Here is a 16059-nt window from a genome sequence, read left to right on the forward strand (position 1 = left end):
TGAACACAATTGAAAACAGGGCGTTGACCACAAAAGACCACCTATTTACCACATAATTTTCTTTATCCCGTAAAGTTGGTCTTTCTTGCACTCCCAAATCTTAAATGAACTAAACCTGCTCCTATGTGCAAGAAATCATTATTATCAACTCTTTTCCTATTAACTATCATGTTTGCATCGGCAAACTGTGATAATACTTATTCATCTGTTTCCTATGTTTTAAGCCATACCAAGAAATCAATGAGCTCCAATAATTTTGAGCATCAGAAATACTATGCTACCAGAGCATTGGAAGCTTTGGAGAAAACACAAAAATTGGCAAAAACATGCGGATGTGAACCAGCCATGGAGGCTATTTTTGATGGATTGGATAATCTGGAAAAAGCAATCGAACAAGACGATTGGGATATGGGTCGACACTATACCAAAAAGGCACTTGAAAATACGCAAGACGTAATTAATCAACTCGACCTTTTTACCCAGAACAATCAAGATGAAATCAATGATTCCGATAGCTTTCCGGTTGAAACTTCACCCGAAGCCACAGCATTACAGCTAGAATTGGAAAAGATTAAGCAGAAGCAACTTCAATTGGCTGAAGAACAAAAAAAATTACTTCAACGGCGTAAAACAATTGAAGACGAAATAGCTACTATAGCTAGCTATTAATTTATATAAGCGGTTTCTGTAACCCTATATCGTTCCTATCAACAAGTACATGGTAGGAACGAAAATTTTAGGCCATGTGCATTCACGATTGCTTAAAATCTACTCTTTAAAATTTCTGCTTTAACTCCCTTTTCTTTAATTTGGAAACAGGACAGTTACTACGTATAATTGGTTTAACGCTCCACTATAGTGTTAAATTTTAAAACTTTACCTCTTAATTGGCTTGTAAGAATTACATTTATTATATTTGGTAAGAAAATAAATGTTAATAAAAAGGTAATTTTTGTGGATAACAACCCCTTGTAAAACAAGTTAGTAGCGAAAACTTTTATAGTTTAAGGATATTATAAACCTTAAATATTTTATTATGAAAGTTTCAAAACTTGTTTTATTTGCTTTGGTTAGTGTATTCACAATGGGTTTAACGTCGTGCGTTGATAGTACCGCGCAAGATGACCAGCTTTATGAGGATGCAATTAGAAAAGACGAAATCAAAGACCAAGACGTGGACTAAAACGTCAACAAAGCACTTATGGGTAGCATTGGGTATTATCGTAATCTCATTGCTACCCTATTTGCATAATCTTTTTCCAAACCTACCAGAAGGTGGAGTGTTAGGGTATTCTAGCTGGAACGCTTTTTTATGGTCGACCGGTATGTACCTCTCCATTCATATTGCTTGGTTGATAGCTTACAAACTCGCAATAGGCAAGCCCTATCGTTTCGCTCTGCTTATTCCTGTTTTTTTAAGTCTTTATCAGCTCGTTATCATTTTTACAAACCAAAAAAGTTCTGCCATTTTGAACGGCATAAATATAAAATTGGGTCTGGTAGTAATTCTCAGTATTTTCTTGATTATCAACTTCTTTAAAAACAACAACAATGAAGGAATATAATGGCACACGGGTCAGTTTTCTGACCCAAGCAGGTAAGCGATTGGTAAGCATGACACAAAAAATCAATGCCATAATATCCCTTATAAATAATCAAGATTCGTTTGCATACGATTTTACCGATGCCGTAGAGCGCTTTCAGTCTAAGAAATATAGTGATTTAGAAGGTTTTTGCTGTGATGAAACCTTATCATACCATTTATTACTTAAAGACCGTTCGGAAGACACCCCGGAAAACAGAGAGATGTATTATCTGGCACTACGCAACCATCTTTTAAGTTTGGGGAATATTCATTTAGCCAAAGATTATTAGTATTTGTTTATACTTTGATCAAACACCAAGTAAACGCTTATTGACCTACCACCGACCCTACCTATAATCTAAAATCACGGACTGCCCGAACTTGAAATTTTCGGTGTGCTACTTTCTTATTGTAATGGTACGAAGTATTGCCATCACTAAATCTTAAAAGCCGTGCCTGGTTTGTATCGTAAGCGGTAGCGCTCCAATACAATTTGTCAGCAAATTGACCACTGTTAGTCGCGCCCTGACCAATAGTCCGGTACATGGCCCCCAATTCATCAAGAGTGGGCAACCTCCAGCCTTCGCCCAGTTGCTCGTGAATATTCATGGCCTTCTCCCATGACATTGGTCCCGCATCTTTTGAATAGGCTATCTTACCCGTTTTACCGGATTGGTCAATTATAAAGATAATACCTCCCCCATAGGTGTCGCCAATAGCCAGTTTTGAAAAAGATTCTCCCTGCTCCGCAGCATCAATTGTGGTTTCGGTCACGATTTCAGAATCTACCCCTGTTTGCTCAATTTCCGGTAAGTTGGTTGATTTCTTTTCAGAACCTCCCGTAAACATATAAATCATTAGTCCACCAATAATAAAGGCCGCAATGAAGAATCCGTTCCGCATTCTTCTATTTTCACCCCACCCTTTTTCTTTAATAGTAGCTTCTTTGGCCTTGACCACTTTTTTGATTATAGACTGATAATAATGTCCTAGGGCGAGGCGATTTTTTTTCATGACCCTTTTCAGCATCGCGACCACATCCCCTAGCCTTTTTTTCAATTTAGCCACGCTTTCGGATTTTGTTGTCCCGACGCCACTTTTCGACGCTACTGCCATCTGGGCTTTTGCCTCTTCATTCTCCTCCTTTTCTTCTATAGTTGCTTCTTTGGCCCTGAACAATTTTTCGATTATGGATTGATAATAATGTTCTAAGGCGAGGCGATTTTTTTTAATGACCCTTTTCAGCATCGCGACCACTTCCCCTAGTCTTTTTTTCAATTTAGCCACGCTTTCGGGTTTTGTTGTCTCGACGCGACTTTTCGGCGCTACTGACATCTGGGCTTTTGCATTTTCATTCTCCTCCTTTTCTTCTATAGTTGCTTCTTTGGCCTTGAACAATTTTTCGATTATAGACTGATAATAATGTCCTAGGGCGAGGCGATTTTTTTTCATGACCCTTTTCAGCATCGCGACCACATCCCCTAGCCTTTGTTTCAATATAGCCTCGCTTTCGGGCTTTGCTATCTCGACGCCACTTTTCGGCGCTACTGCCATCTGGGCTTTTGCCTCTTCATTATCTTCCTTTTCTTCTATGGTTGCTTCTTTGGCCTTGAACAATTTTCCGATTATAGACTGATAATAATGTTCTAAGGCGAGGCGATTTTTTTTCATGACGCTTTTCAGCATCGCGACCACTTCCCCTAATCTTTTTTTCAATTTAGCCTCGCTTTTTTTCAATTTAGCCTCGCTTTCGGGCTTTGTTATCTCGACGCCACTTTTCGGCGCTACTGCCATCTGGGCTTTTACATCTTCATTCCCTCCCTTTTCTTCTATGGTTGCTTCTTTGGCCTCGACTACTTTTCCGGTTTTAAATCGATAATTATATCCTGTGAGGCGATTTTTCTTTAGGATTCTTATCTGCTCCGTAACATCTACTCCTCCTCTTTTTCCCAATTTAGTCTCGCCTTCTGATTTTTTTATCTCGACTTCTCTCTTCGACTTTATTGCTATCTGGGCTTTTGCCTCTTCATTCCCTCCTTTTTCTTCTATAGTTACTTCTTTGGCCTCGACCACTTTTCCGGTTTTAAATCGATAATTATATCCTGTGAGGCGATTTTTCTTTAGGATTCTTATCTGCTCCGCAACATCTTCTCCTCCTCTTTCTTCCAATATAGTCTCGCTTTCGGATTTTGTTATCTCGACGTCTCTTTTCGACTTTACTGTCATCTGAGCTTTTGCCTCTTCATTCTCCCACTTTTCTTCTATAGTTGCTTCTTTGGCCTCGACCACTTTTCCGGTTTTAAATCGATAATTATATCCTGTGAGGCGATTTCTTCTTATGACTCTTTTCTGCGTCGCAACATCTTCACTTCGCCTTTTTTCCTGTTCGTAACCTTTTTCGGATTTTACCTCTTCATTCTCCCACTTTTCTTCTATACTTACTTCTTTGGCCTCAGCCCCTTCTTTTAATCTCTTCTCTTCCTGAACTATTCTTGCAGCTTCGGTCGCTTCCCTGATTCTATTCTCCTCATCAATTACCTTTTTAGCTTCGGCTTCCTGTCGCACAATTTCATCTAGTTCAGCCTTTCTCTTAACTTCGGTTTCTGCTTTTAGTCTTTTTTCTTCCTCAAGTCTATTCGCCTCTTCGACTCTTTTATTAGCCTCGGCTTCTTCTTTCAATCGCTTTTCTTCTTGAACGATTCTTTCCACTTCGGCTTTTTCTTTTAGTTTCTTTTCTTCCTCCTGTATAATCTCCTTTTCTACTCCTTTTTCAGCTTCAATTTCTTCCTGTAGTCGCCTTTCTTCCTGAGCTATTCTTATGGCCTTGGCTTCCTCCATGCGTTTGTTCTCCTTCTGTAACTTCTTTTTAGCCTCAGCTTCTTCCTTAAGTCTTTTATCCTCTTCAGTGATAGCATTAATTTTATTTTCTTCGAAAAAATTTATCTCTATCTGTTCTTTCCTATTGCTAACAGCCATCTTCTTTTTTATCTTATCCTTAGATTTCATTTGTTCATGATTCTCTGTAAATGAAGCCATCACCTCTTTCAAATGGTCGACAACCTGCATAAATACCTGATCTGCAGAATTCCAGTCGGTAATGGGTTTTCCCTCGTTAGGTAAGACCTTCAGTTCCTTTATATTAAAATTGTGATCATCGAATTCAAAATCAATATCCCATTTACAATCATCAAGTAGTACAGGTATGACTATAGCCTTACCCCTTCGATATCGATTAATCACCAATTTGAATTCATCTTGTTTGATAAATTCAGAATGCAAGAAAGCCTCACTTACCAAAAGGAGAAATATATCGGCCCTATTAAATCGTGATGCATTTTTCGGTTTCCATTGCTGTTCAGGATAAATAGGGTCATCATGCCAAATAGCCACATTAAATTCATCTTCTAATTGCTTCAGATAAAGCAAAAGATAAAGCAACTGCTCGTTATTTTGGCCGGCATAAATCGCAAAAATATTTCTCTTCCGACGCATTTGCTTATAGATTGCTCATTTTGTGAAAAATCGTAGTAAGCATTACAGCAAACCGTTGGCTGAAACTTTACTTTTTTTGAATTTTTCGTTAACCCCTCAAAATTAGAAAATTATGTCGTAACGTTTTCATTTGAAATGGGATTTTTTGGGGTTGTACCTGGGGTTAAAACTGATGCAAAAGCCCTCATGTAATTACTGTCCTACATTTTCTGAGCTATCGCCTTTATTATAATCAAATATGTATGTAGGTTACGGTAAACCGTGCCCGTGAAATTATAATCTCACAATCTTCCAAGGGTCAACGCATCGCTTCAAGTACGCCTCTTTCAAACTAGGGGAGTTCGTTTAAAAATAAAACTCCATTATGTGACAATGAAATTTCTCCTAGCTGATAATAGTCCACACCTCCGACAAAGCAACGTCAGTAATTATGTATGATGTGGGGGATCATATTTTTGAGAATGGTCAATTGCTAAATCTACTAACTTAACACCATAATCAACTAATAATAAATTCTTTATAAATAGAAACTACGAATTTAATTCAAATTCTGAATATACTACTACAAATAGGAGATGTAGTACTAATTGCCCATGAGCTTGCTAAAGCAGCAGCTCGTTATCTTGGCTGGCGTAAATCACAAAAATAGTTCTCTACTGATGCATTTATTGATAATTTGCTTATTCCCACAAACTCTTGGCAAGTTTTGCTATCAAGGATTGGCTGTACTTTTACTTTTTTTTTGAATTTTTCATTAACCCCTCAAAATTGGAAAATTATGCCGTAACGGCTCAAATACAATTGAATCTTTTGAGTACACCCTTTCGAGCCATCACCATCACTGCTTCTTGTCTAAACGCTACTATTGGAATAGCCTAGACTAACGGTCTAGAAAAACTATAATGAAAATTTAAGCAGACTTTTTGTATTTTCCCTATTTTTGATCCGCTGCACGCTCCTTTTTTTTAATCGCGCTGATACTCATGATAAAAAATTTATTGTTTTTTATAGCTGTTCTATTTTGCTCTCAAAATATGCAAAGCCAAAAACGCTCGAGTGTTCCTGAGGGAACCAAAACTTCACAAACGGAGCGAACACACAAGAAAAAGGGCGTAAAATATCACACTATAACCATACATAATCGTTGCGCTGAAACAATTTCAGTTGCTGCATTATATGTTGATTCCGATGGTTCGAAAAAAGTCGCTGGATGGTTTGTGGTCGAACCAAATGCTAAGGAAGATATAGGTGTAAAGACCTATGAACACCTTATTTATTTGCATGCAGAAAGTTCTAAAGGAAGCGTATGGGATGGCAGTCTAGACCCTGAAAACCAAATAGAGGCGCCTGTTTTTGATAAATCTTTCGAATACTCCATGGACCAAATAAGCTATTTAGATAAAGATTCGGCAGAATGGGTATCTTTTTTTTCTAGCGATATACCCAGTAATTTGCGGAATTACACGCTTCCTTTTACGTGTAAATAATTTTCTGTCTGCTTCTAACTACTAGACAAAACTGTACTATAACAGTGTATTAGGTATTTGATTTGTGAACCGGAAGCAATGACGTGACAGGCGATGCAAAAAGTAAGTGCCTTAAGATTGGGTTTAATAGGTTACATGATGAGGATAGTCATAGTTTTTTTACACTGTCGATCACGTAAAACTGATATTATGAGACTATAATCCATTTAGACCTCATGTTTTATAATTTGAAAGATTCCTCTTTAACCCAACCACCCTTCACGATCCAAACTCCGATACTGAATCGCTTCTCCAATATGATTTCCATTTAAGGCTTCCGTTTTTTCAAGATCGGCAATGGTACGCGCTACTTTTAAAATTCGGTCATAGGCCCGCGCTGAAAGATTCAGTCGTTCCATAGCATTTTTCAACAACGATTTTGATGGCTCATCGAGTTTACAGAATTGGCGTATCTGTTTCGAATTCATTTGGGCATTGTAATGCACATTTTCCAGCCCCTCAAAACGATGCGTCTGTATTTCTCGCGCTTCGGTTACTCGTTTACGGATTGCCACACTGCTTTCTCCTTTTCGGTCCTCCGAGAGTTTTTCAAAAGGAACGGGGGTCACTTCGATATGTATATCGATACGATCCAATAAAGGTCCGGATATTTTACTGAGATACCGTTGCATTTCTGCAGGGGAAGAGGTTACCGGCGCATCGGGGTCGTTAAAATAACCTCCGGGACTCGGGTTCATACTGGCGACCAACATAAAACTACTGGGGTAGGTAACCGTAAATCGTGCTCGTGAAATCGTAACCTCGCGATCTTCCAAAGGTTGGCGCATGACTTCAAGAACGCCTCTTTTAAATTCGGGCAGTTCATCTAGAAACAGAACTCCATTATGGGACAACGAAATTTCCCCCGGCTGCGGATAGGCCCCGCCACCGACCAGGGCGACATCAGTTATTGTGTATAATGTGGGGTGTAATATTTTTTCTGGAAATTTATTCTATTTTAAAATTAATGACATCTATTGTCCTATATTCAACATCCCCTTTCATAAAATCTTCAAATTTAAGGTTATACTCCTTTCCATTAATTTGTAAAAAAGCGGAGGATACTTTTAGATTCTGATGATTTGTGAAATCTTCTTCATTCATGAATTCGAGCTTTGGATCACAAAATAGAGTTACTGAATTTAACTTTTCAATAGACACATCACCTTTTATTTCAACAATTTCAAATTTGTAAGAAATTATAAAATCCCACACCCAAATATTTGCGTCCTTGCCAGTAATATCCAAGTTTATGTAAGGTATGTGATAAGCGTTTCTGTTCTTTCCACCACCTTCTTGACTAGAATAGATAAAGTCTCCCTCGTTCGCTGTGTATTTCAAATTATTAGATCCCTGACTAACATGTAAAGAATATCTAAAATCACCAACAAAAGAACCCAAAAATGCCTTTAGTTCTTCCTTATTATCCATCCCTTGCCCCGCAGACCTCGATACTCTATATCTCACTCTCAAAACAGCTGAATTATAAAGCAAACCCTTTCTCAATCTATCAGTATCACTTTCTATTTTGCTAATACTCGATTGGATAATTTCAGAGGCTTCTTGTGATTTTTTACTGAGATTAGCAATTATTGTTTCACCTTGGGTATTGAGTGCCTTCATATTGGACTCTGAGTTACTCTTTAAAGACTCTAAAACACTTTGAAATTGTATTTTCATCGTTTCGACAGTCTGATCCACAGATTTTTGTACTGTCAAATCAATTTTTTTCTTAATATCTTCTTCTGATTTCTTAGCTTCCCTTTTAGCATGCATTTGAATGATTACAAATGATACGCCAGCAAAAATAGCAGCTGAAGCAATGCCATATTCAATAATAAAATCTATCATCTTTTTCATTTCAAATATTCCAAAATCCTTCTAACAAATCTAACTTATAAAAATTACCAATCACCCCAACCACCCCTCTCTGTCCAGACTACGGTATTGAATGGCTTCACTAATATGGTTGCCATTTAAGGCTTCCGTTTTTTCAAGGTCGGCAATCGTTCGGGCGACCTTTAAAATTCGATCATAGGCACGTGCCGAAAGGTTCAACCGTTCCATCGCATTTTTTAAGAGCGATTTTGAAGGCTCATCGAGTTTACAGAATTGGCGTATCTGTTTGGAATTCATCTGGGCATTGTAATGTACATTTTCCAAGCCCTCAAAACGGTGGGTCTGTAGTTCCCGTGCTTCGGTTACCCGTTGACGAATGGCGACGCTGCCTTCCCCCTTACGGTCCTCAGAGAGTTTTTCAAAGGGTACCGGGGTCACTTCGATATGTATGTCGATACGATCTAAAAGAGGGCCTGATATTTTGCTTAAATACCGCTGCATTTCAGCCGGGGAAGAAGTTACCGGTGCATCGGGGTCGTTAAAATACCCTCCAGGACTCGGGTTCATACTCGCCACCAACATAAAACTACTGGGATAGGTTACGGTAAACCGTGCCCTTGAAATGGTAACCTCACGGTCTTCAAGCGGTTGGCGCATAACTTCGAGTACGCCCCTTTTAAATTCGGGCAATTCGTCTAAAAATAAAACCCCATTGTGCGACAATGAAATTTCCCCGGGTTGCGGATAGGCACCCCCGCCCACCAGGGCGACGTCACTGATGGTGTGGTGCGGACTTCGAAAAGGCCGCTGACTCATCAGCCCCATATTCTTAATTTTACCGACAACACTATGTATTTTAGTAGTTTCCAAGGCTTCCTGCAGCGTCATGGGCGGCAAAATAGAAGGCAATCGTTTGGCCAACATCGTTTTACCCGCACCCGGTGGCCCTATCAAGATAATGTTATGTCCGCCAGCGGCGGCTATTTCCATACAGCGCTTGATACTCTCCTGTCCTTTTACATCGGAGAAATCAAATTCTGGGAAATCAAGATTTTTATAGAACTCTTCCTGAATATCAATTATGGTTCGTTCAAGAGGTTTACCAGTGTCAAAAAATGAAATGACTTCAGCTATATTTTCAACGCCATAGACTTTAAGACCATCAACGATGGCGGCTTCTTTGGCATTTTCTTTGGGAAGGATAAATCCTTCAAACCCCTCTTCTTTGGCCTTTAGGGCAATCGGAAGGGCTCCTTTTATGGGTTGTAGGCTTCCGTCCAAGGAAAGCTCGCCCATAATGATGTACTTTTCAATGTCAGTGGATTGTATTTGATTAGAGGCCGTCAATATACCCAAGGCCAAGGTAAGATCATATGCAGAACCTTCTTTTCGTAAATCTGCCGGAGCCAAGTTCAAAGTAATCTTTTTGCCGGGAATACGGTACCCATTGTTCAAAAGAGCGGCAGCAATGCGATAATTGCTTTCTTTAATGGCATTATCGGGCAAACCCACCAAATGGTAGCCCACACCCGTATCAACATTCACTTCGACGGTTATGGTGGTTGCTTCCACCCCAAAAACGGAACTGCCATAAACTTTTGTCAGCATTGTTTATATTTTAGATGACTATTAGCCAAAAGCACTAGTACCCTGAACAGCATTGCATTGTGCGGTTCAAATTCTCTCTTTTCTACTCCGCTGCTTCTTGAACTGGCTTCAATATAAGCAAAGATTTTGAAGTACTTATAATTTCATCTTTGTTCATCAACATCTTACGAAATTCACCTTTTGCATACATTTTGGCCTGGTCTTTATAATGGGCGCTGAACGGATTACCCGATTGGCCGGTCGGTGAGATGCTATAACTGTTTTCAATATCGGAAAAATCAATGACACGCCTTGTTGATGGGCCGTAGCTTACCTTATAGAATCCGGTCGAGTCATATGAGAAAGCCATATTATTGATTACTTCGCGCGTACCCTCGACTGCAAATGGTCCGACGTTAAAAAATGGTCGAAGAGCGGCTATCTGCCCAATAGGATGACCATGTTCCAAGGTATGTACCTTTTTCCAACTCCACTTCGACATATCTTCCCCAAAATCTTTTGACAGCGAGGCATATGCCTGTAAAAAGGAGATCTGTACTATTTGCTCCTTTGTTTCGACTTTATCCGGGGTAAGTACATCATCCCACCAAATCGAATTTTCCTTCGCCGCCATTAACGCAATCTGTTTCTTGAGAAAATGCGTTTCCATAAACTGTTGGAATCTTGTCTCTCCCAACTCATCCTCAAATGTATTCTTTAAAAAATAGTAAATCCACCTGTGGTATAATGTGGTTTCGGAACTTTCCAAAACAGAAGCCCCCGACCAAACATTAATTCTATCCAAAGCATCAATTTGCTTGCGCGAAAGTTGTTCAACCTCCATCAAACGTGCCAAATCATCAATTATCTCCGTATTCACAATGGAAGTTACATCGTTCATCATATCACGTACCGAAGCCATATCCCAATCGTTCTTCGGTTCCAAAAGTTGTACGATACGTTTTGCCCTGTTTTCTGGCAAATAATAGCCCGGGTAAGGCTTTCCTTCCATTGAATCGGGCTCATTATTGGCGGAATAAACGTAGTTCCAAGGAGGATTAATCGCATGTGGATTTTTAGTGAAATCAAGATATTTTCTATTTAGGGGAAGTCCCGCATTTTCCTCAAAAACCAATTTGGTATTTACACTATCGGGAATTTCATAAAGTTTCGCCGTAGCCCACCATGCCACATTGTCTTGAGCATCTCCGTACATCACATTAAGCCCTGGTGCATGAATATTAGGCAATGCATTTTGAAACTGCACCATATTTTGGGCATGTGACATGCCATACAACGCCGTCATGATTCTATTCTCATTTTCGGTATATACCCACCGCATGGCCATTGGCCGCTCACTGGTTATTTGTTCGATTAAACCGTTCATTATCGGGCCATGATTCGTTTTTCTATAGGAAAATTGCACATCCTCGGCATCTTTGACAGTAATCGATTTAGAAACCGTTTCAAAGTTTTTCCACTCCTTCTCTGTTCGGTATTGTGTCGCATCAGACGAATTAGTTTCCTCAAAATAGAAATCAACATCATCGTTCTCGAACATGGTCACACCATACGCCATTTCATGATTATGCGCCAATACCGGAAAAGGTACCCCGGCCAAATAGCACCCGTATATTTTATAGGTCGGTGTACTGATATGGGCTTCATACCAAACGGTCGGCTGTGAAAAGCTAATATGGGGATCATTGGCGAACAATACTTTCCTGTTCTTTGTCTTTTCAGGTCCTAATACCCAGCCGTTACTACCTTCAAAAAGCGGAATGGCCAATGCCTCGAGAGACTCCATCACCGCCGTGGTCAAATTTGTAACGGCAACTTCTGACGACTTGAGTTCGTAATTCGGAATCCGTAATGTGTTTTTTCCAAATCCTTCCTCCAAATCGTTAATATAATCTGCCCCAAGGGTGTTCTTAATATTAGTAAGCAAGGGGTCGCTCTTGTGCGCCATGGCAAAACTAAAAGCCATATACCCAATGGTATTATAGACATCCTTCAATTCGAAAGGTCGTTTTTCAATTCCGGTAAGATAAAATTCTACTGGGGTCGGGCCTTCTTTAATAAACTGGTTGATACCATCTAAATAAGCCTGGGCCAACCGTATTTCTTTATCATAAAGATTTAATTCAGATACCGCTTTCTCCGAAGCGTCATTGACGCCCAGGGCTAAAAAGAATTTGTCGGTACTCACTAAATCTTGGCCAAACACCTCAGATAATCCTCCACTCGCTATACGCCGCAGCAACTCCATTTGCCACAAACGGTCTTGGGCATGTACATAGCCCATAGCCCTTAAAGCATCTTCTTCATTGGTTCCATAAATATGTGGAATGCCATAGGTGTCATAGTATACCTCGACTTCTTCAGAAAGATTAGTTAATTCTTTTTCCCCTTCATAATCGGGACTTAACAAATAAGCTATTACCCCAATGGAAATGAGACACAGCACTACAAACAGTAGAAATAAGCCTCCTATTTTTTTTATTTTTTTCACAAAACAAATATGATTCAAAATTTGGCTCCTTGCAAGGCAAGAACCCCAAACTTACAGATAATTTATGCGTTATTCCGATAGAACCAAGCCATTCTACGTGTAGGGTTACATTTCAAAATTTAATAGTCTTAATCGTACATATTTTTAACAAATTTTTGTATTTTCAACTTAAGAACCTAAAAACACTATTATGAAAAAAAACACTATCCGAGTTTACCTATGCTCATTTTTTATCGGGCTGCTACTCTCCTCCTGCTCCAAGGAAACTGATGAAACCGACCTCGAAATTCTAACGAGTGTCAGTGCGAAGACCACAATGGCAAAAAACACAGAATATTCCATTCCATCACTTGCTATCGATTTACCAAATGGTTTTAAATCCAACGATATTCCTTTCGATATTGCCAAAGCAGTTGAACCAAGCGCTTGCGCTCCCACTCCTTTTGATGATGTCATCAATGCCTCGGTTTCAAGTAACTTAGACGCCTTGGGCCTGGAATGGTACAGCCTTTATGCGGAAATGAACTTTGTATATACACTTACCGATGAAGGTCATCAATACTTCGGGGAAAGAGGTGAATATACATTTTACGTGTATTATCTAAAATGGAAACTTGAAAGATTTTGGAAAATGCGTCACGAGGTTACCGTACGCGGACAACATAATACTACCTTGAACAATTTTGACAAAATCGTGGAAATTTTAACCTTTTGGTATGGTTTTAATGAAGCCGACGCGGCTGACTATGCCGATTTTTTTATCAACGTCGTGAATGTTGAAAGTACCTTTCTAGTAGAGACGCCACTTTTGTCGTTCGATGCTTTTGCTATAGCTCTAGAGGGTGACTTCGACCAAGGCGATCTTATCGTACTCGGTGATGGTCTTATAGAACTGATGGCTGAAACCGGAATTGACAAAAAAGTTATTTTGAGCGGAATTTTATCCCATGAATGGGCTCATCAAATTCAATTTAATAATTTCGAAACATGGTATCCTGATGGCGCTGCCGATAATGTGCCCGAGGCTACGCGTACCACAGAACTTGAAGCTGATTTTTTCACAGGTTATTACTTGACCCACCAAAGGGGAGGAACACACAATTGGCAAAGGGCCAAACAATTTCTTGATTTGTTCTACAACATAGGCGATTGCTCTTTTGATAATGATGGTCACCATGGCACACCCGACCAACGCATGGAAGCAGCCAAACAAGGATACGAATTAGGTCGCCAAGGTTTCTATAATTGTAACAAAGCATGTAAAGGCTATGCCTATGGTAAAATACACCGACATTATTTTTCCCGAGGTCATGCGCTGGATGAAAATGAAGTTCATACCGCCTTTTTAGATACATTGGAAGAAATCATTGGTAGCCCCTCAACAGAACAGGAAGTTGAAGAAGAAGAGAATGAGCAATACTACTATTAAAATCGCACCACGGCAAGGTTAAAATATACTCCGGCCGTGTCAAAAGCAAAGCTTCATCCCGATGATTCGGGATGAAGTTATTTTTTTAGTAGCAAAGCAACTCATAGAAACTGTATTTACCCACTTCTATAAACTGCTTCTCATCGTTATAGCAAAAGCTAGTCTTCTAAGGTTGTAAATTCTATGATCGAGTTATTATAAACTCTGTGTGTTTGCTTTTGAAAATCTTCAGGTTTGGCGTAGAAGATATTCGGCACAAAAGTCTGTGGATTGATATCAATATATGGGAACCATGTGCTTTGCACCTGTATTTGAATTTTATGCCCTTTTTTAAACGTATGAAAAACGTCTTGTAGTTTAATTTCAACAGGAGTTTCCTGATTTGGAACAAAAGCTTCGGGAGTGGAAAAATCGTTTCGATAGCGCCCCCTTAGCACTTCACTGCGCACCATTTGATGATAGTTACCCATTTTTAAATAGTCTTGTGTCTCCTCATAATCAGGATGGTCTGACGGGTACACATCAATTAATTTGACCACCCAATCGGCGTCAGTTCCGGTTGTTGAAACCCTGAGTTTCGCCATGATGTCTCCCACAAAAGTCATAGGATTTTCCAAGGGCTCCGTCTCAAAAACCAAAACATCTGGTCTACGGGCCGCAAAACGCTGGTCGTCGGTCATATATTTTCTGGGTGTAAAAACCATTTTAATATCTTCGGAATACGGAACCGGTTTTTCGGGGTCGCTTACGAATTCTTGAAACGAATACTCCCTAGTCGCGATATTTGACAAACGCTGGTTACGCTGTAAAGAATAGGCATACTTTTTAGTTTGTTTTGGTGGCCAGGTATCGAAGGTTTCCCAACGCTTTGCTCCTGTATCGAACATATAGGCTTCCGGCAAACTAAAATTTTTATCACCTTCTTCTTTTAGAAAATGGTTAAAGAATTTCGTTTCGATTTCCTCTTGGTAGAATCTTGAAATATCGTCTCCAAAATATACATTTCCAACTGCTTGCCGCTTGTTCGAACGCGACCAATCTCCATGGCTCCAAGGCCCCATAACTATCGTGTTATAATTTTTACTGTTTTCCTCAATAGTACCGTAAGTTTCCAACGGACCATATAAATCTTCCGCATCATACCATCCACCAACAACCATTACGGCAGGTTTGATATCTTTTAGGTGCTGAATGATGCCCCGTTCTTGCCAAAAGTTGTCGTAGTCAGGATGCTCTTTTAATTGGTTCCAGAAAACATTATCTTCCTTATAATACTTATCCAAATTGGATAATGGACCTACATCAAGAAAGAACTGGTATTGATCTTCTGTTCCCAAATCGGGAAATTTGTACCATTCCTCTTTTGTGGGTTGGTCTTTCATATAGCCAAAAACGGCTGTCGCCCGCCAATAACTGAGCAAATACGCTCCATTGTGATGAAAATCATCGAAATAGAAATCACCGATAGGGGCTTGGGGCGATACTGCTTTTATCGCTGGATGGCCGCTTAGCAGTGCATAAGTTGCATAAAAACCAGGGTATGAAATGCCCCAACTTCCCACTTTTCCATTATGGTTATCTACATTGGTTAGCAACCAGTCAATCGTATCATACGTATCGGACGCTTCATCCACTTCTTTTCCTACTTTGTTCGGTTTGAATGGCCGAACATTATCATATATACCTTCACTGTTATATCTACCGCGTACATCTTGGCAGACCACGATATTCCCTTCTTTCATCATGGTCGTATTGGGGCCGATGACGGAAGGAAACTCATTAGCACCATAAGGTTTGCAGCTATACGTTGTTCTATACAACAATATGGGGTATTCTTTCGACGTGTCTTTGGGTGAATAAACCGTTGTATGCAACTTGATACCATCGCGCATGATAATCGTCACTTCTTGCTTGTTATAATAGTCTTTAGGGCTGTAATTAACTGTGCTATCGGATTGTGTTAGGGCACAGGAAACCGAGGAAATTGTTAAAAAAAAGAGTATAATGTACTTCATCTGCCTATAATTTAGTTTTCAAAAACCTGATACTATTCTCCTTCACATACCAACTGGTATTCGCCAATAATAGG

At 39.6% G+C, this 16059-nt stretch carries 10 protein-coding genes and 2 pseudogenes; 5 read left to right on the forward strand and 7 right to left on the reverse strand.

Annotation, left to right across the window (positions count from 1 at the left end; genetic code table 11):
* The first annotated feature begins 123 nt into the window (after positions 1-123).
* From BLS33_RS08380 to BLS33_RS08390, 3 genes are all read left to right on the forward strand, one after another.
* Positions 124-669 (forward strand): hypothetical protein, encoded by a 546-nt coding sequence (locus BLS33_RS08380; protein ID WP_143017589.1) that lies wholly within the window; start codon positions 124-126, stop codon positions 667-669.
* Between the two features lie 464 nt (positions 670-1133).
* Positions 1134-1565 (forward strand): hypothetical protein, encoded by a 432-nt coding sequence (locus BLS33_RS08385; RefSeq protein ID WP_143017590.1) that lies wholly within the window; start codon positions 1134-1136, stop codon positions 1563-1565.
* Positions 1552-1875 (forward strand): hypothetical protein, encoded by a 324-nt coding sequence (locus BLS33_RS08390; RefSeq protein WP_089887390.1) that lies wholly within the window; start codon positions 1552-1554, stop codon positions 1873-1875. The genes BLS33_RS08385 and BLS33_RS08390 overlap by 14 nt, the downstream gene beginning before the upstream one ends.
* Before the next feature lie 61 nt (positions 1876-1936).
* On the opposite strand, the gene BLS33_RS08395 is transcribed toward BLS33_RS08390, so the two are convergent.
* Both BLS33_RS08395 and BLS33_RS24650 read right to left on the reverse strand, forming a co-directional pair.
* Complete coding sequence (locus BLS33_RS08395; RefSeq protein WP_089887392.1) at positions 1937-5077, reverse strand: TIR domain-containing protein; 3141 nt, start codon at positions 5075-5077, stop codon at positions 1937-1939.
* Between the two features lie 301 nt (positions 5078-5378).
* Positions 5379-5520 (reverse strand): annotated as a pseudogene (locus BLS33_RS24650) (ATP-binding protein); the annotation flags it as partial.
* A 591-nt stretch (positions 5521-6111) separates the two neighbouring features.
* Between BLS33_RS24650 and BLS33_RS08405 the strand changes: the two are divergent.
* Positions 6112-6564, forward strand: coding sequence for a DUF1036 domain-containing protein (locus BLS33_RS08405; RefSeq protein ID WP_176801360.1), 453 nt, complete (start codon positions 6112-6114; stop codon positions 6562-6564).
* 242 nt (positions 6565-6806) lie between these two features.
* Here BLS33_RS08405 and BLS33_RS08410 read toward each other — a convergent pair.
* From BLS33_RS08410 to BLS33_RS08425, 4 genes and pseudogenes are all read right to left on the reverse strand, one after another.
* Positions 6807-7520: pseudogene (locus BLS33_RS08410) on the reverse strand (YifB family Mg chelatase-like AAA ATPase); the annotation flags it as partial.
* Positions 7521-7551: 31 nt separating this feature from the next.
* On the reverse strand, positions 7552-8463 hold the full coding sequence (locus BLS33_RS08415) for a hypothetical protein (RefSeq protein ID WP_089887398.1): 912 nt from the start codon (positions 8461-8463) through the stop codon (positions 7552-7554).
* Between the two features lie 51 nt (positions 8464-8514).
* The gene (locus BLS33_RS08420; RefSeq protein WP_089887401.1) at positions 8515-10050 is read right to left on the reverse strand and encodes a YifB family Mg chelatase-like AAA ATPase; all 1536 of its coding nucleotides are present in this window, start codon (positions 10048-10050) and stop codon (positions 8515-8517) included.
* Between the two features lie 82 nt (positions 10051-10132).
* Entirely contained in the window at positions 10133-12541 is a 2409-nt protein-coding gene (locus BLS33_RS08425) for a penicillin acylase family protein (protein ID WP_089887403.1), read from the reverse strand.
* A gap of 190 nt (positions 12542-12731) precedes the next feature.
* On the opposite strand from BLS33_RS08425, the gene BLS33_RS08430 reads away from it, so the two are divergent.
* Positions 12732-13970, forward strand: a complete 1239-nt coding sequence (locus BLS33_RS08430) for a hypothetical protein (RefSeq protein ID WP_089887405.1) — start codon at positions 12732-12734, stop codon at positions 13968-13970.
* Positions 13971-14128: 158 nt separating this feature from the next.
* Here the strand turns inward: BLS33_RS08430 and BLS33_RS08435 are convergent, their stop codons facing one another.
* On the reverse strand, positions 14129-15985 hold the full coding sequence (locus BLS33_RS08435) for a CocE/NonD family hydrolase (RefSeq protein WP_089887407.1): 1857 nt from the start codon (positions 15983-15985) through the stop codon (positions 14129-14131).
* Positions 15986-16059 lie beyond the last annotated feature (74 nt).

The sequence above is a fragment of the Kriegella aquimaris genome (genome assembly GCF_900103215.1).
Taxonomy (GTDB): domain Bacteria; phylum Bacteroidota; class Bacteroidia; order Flavobacteriales; family Flavobacteriaceae; genus Kriegella; species Kriegella aquimaris.

Excerpts from the sequence above, each read along its gene's own strand:
- BLS33_RS08385 (WP_143017590.1), top strand. The coding sequence starts at position 1,134 with ATGAGGATGCAATTAGAAAAGACGAAATCAAAGACCAAGACGTGGACT.
- BLS33_RS08430 (WP_089887405.1), top strand. The coding sequence starts at position 12,732 with ATGAAAAAAAACACTATCCGAGTTTACCTATGCTCATTTTTTATCGGG.
- BLS33_RS08395 (WP_089887392.1), bottom strand. The coding sequence starts at position 5,077 with ATGCGTCGGAAGAGAAATATTTTTGCGATTTATGCCGGCCAAAATAAC.
- BLS33_RS08435 (WP_089887407.1), bottom strand. The coding sequence starts at position 15,985 with ATGAAGTACATTATACTCTTTTTTTTAACAATTTCCTCGGTTTCCTGT.
- BLS33_RS08380 (WP_143017589.1), top strand. The coding sequence starts at position 124 with ATGTGCAAGAAATCATTATTATCAACTCTTTTCCTATTAACTATCATG.
- BLS33_RS08405 (WP_176801360.1), top strand. The coding sequence starts at position 6,112 with ATGCAAAGCCAAAAACGCTCGAGTGTTCCTGAGGGAACCAAAACTTCA.
- BLS33_RS08390 (WP_089887390.1), top strand. The coding sequence starts at position 1,552 with ATGAAGGAATATAATGGCACACGGGTCAGTTTTCTGACCCAAGCAGGT.
- BLS33_RS08415 (WP_089887398.1), bottom strand. The coding sequence starts at position 8,463 with ATGAAAAAGATGATAGATTTTATTATTGAATATGGCATTGCTTCAGCT.
- BLS33_RS08420 (WP_089887401.1), bottom strand. The coding sequence starts at position 10,050 with ATGCTGACAAAAGTTTATGGCAGTTCCGTTTTTGGGGTGGAAGCAACC.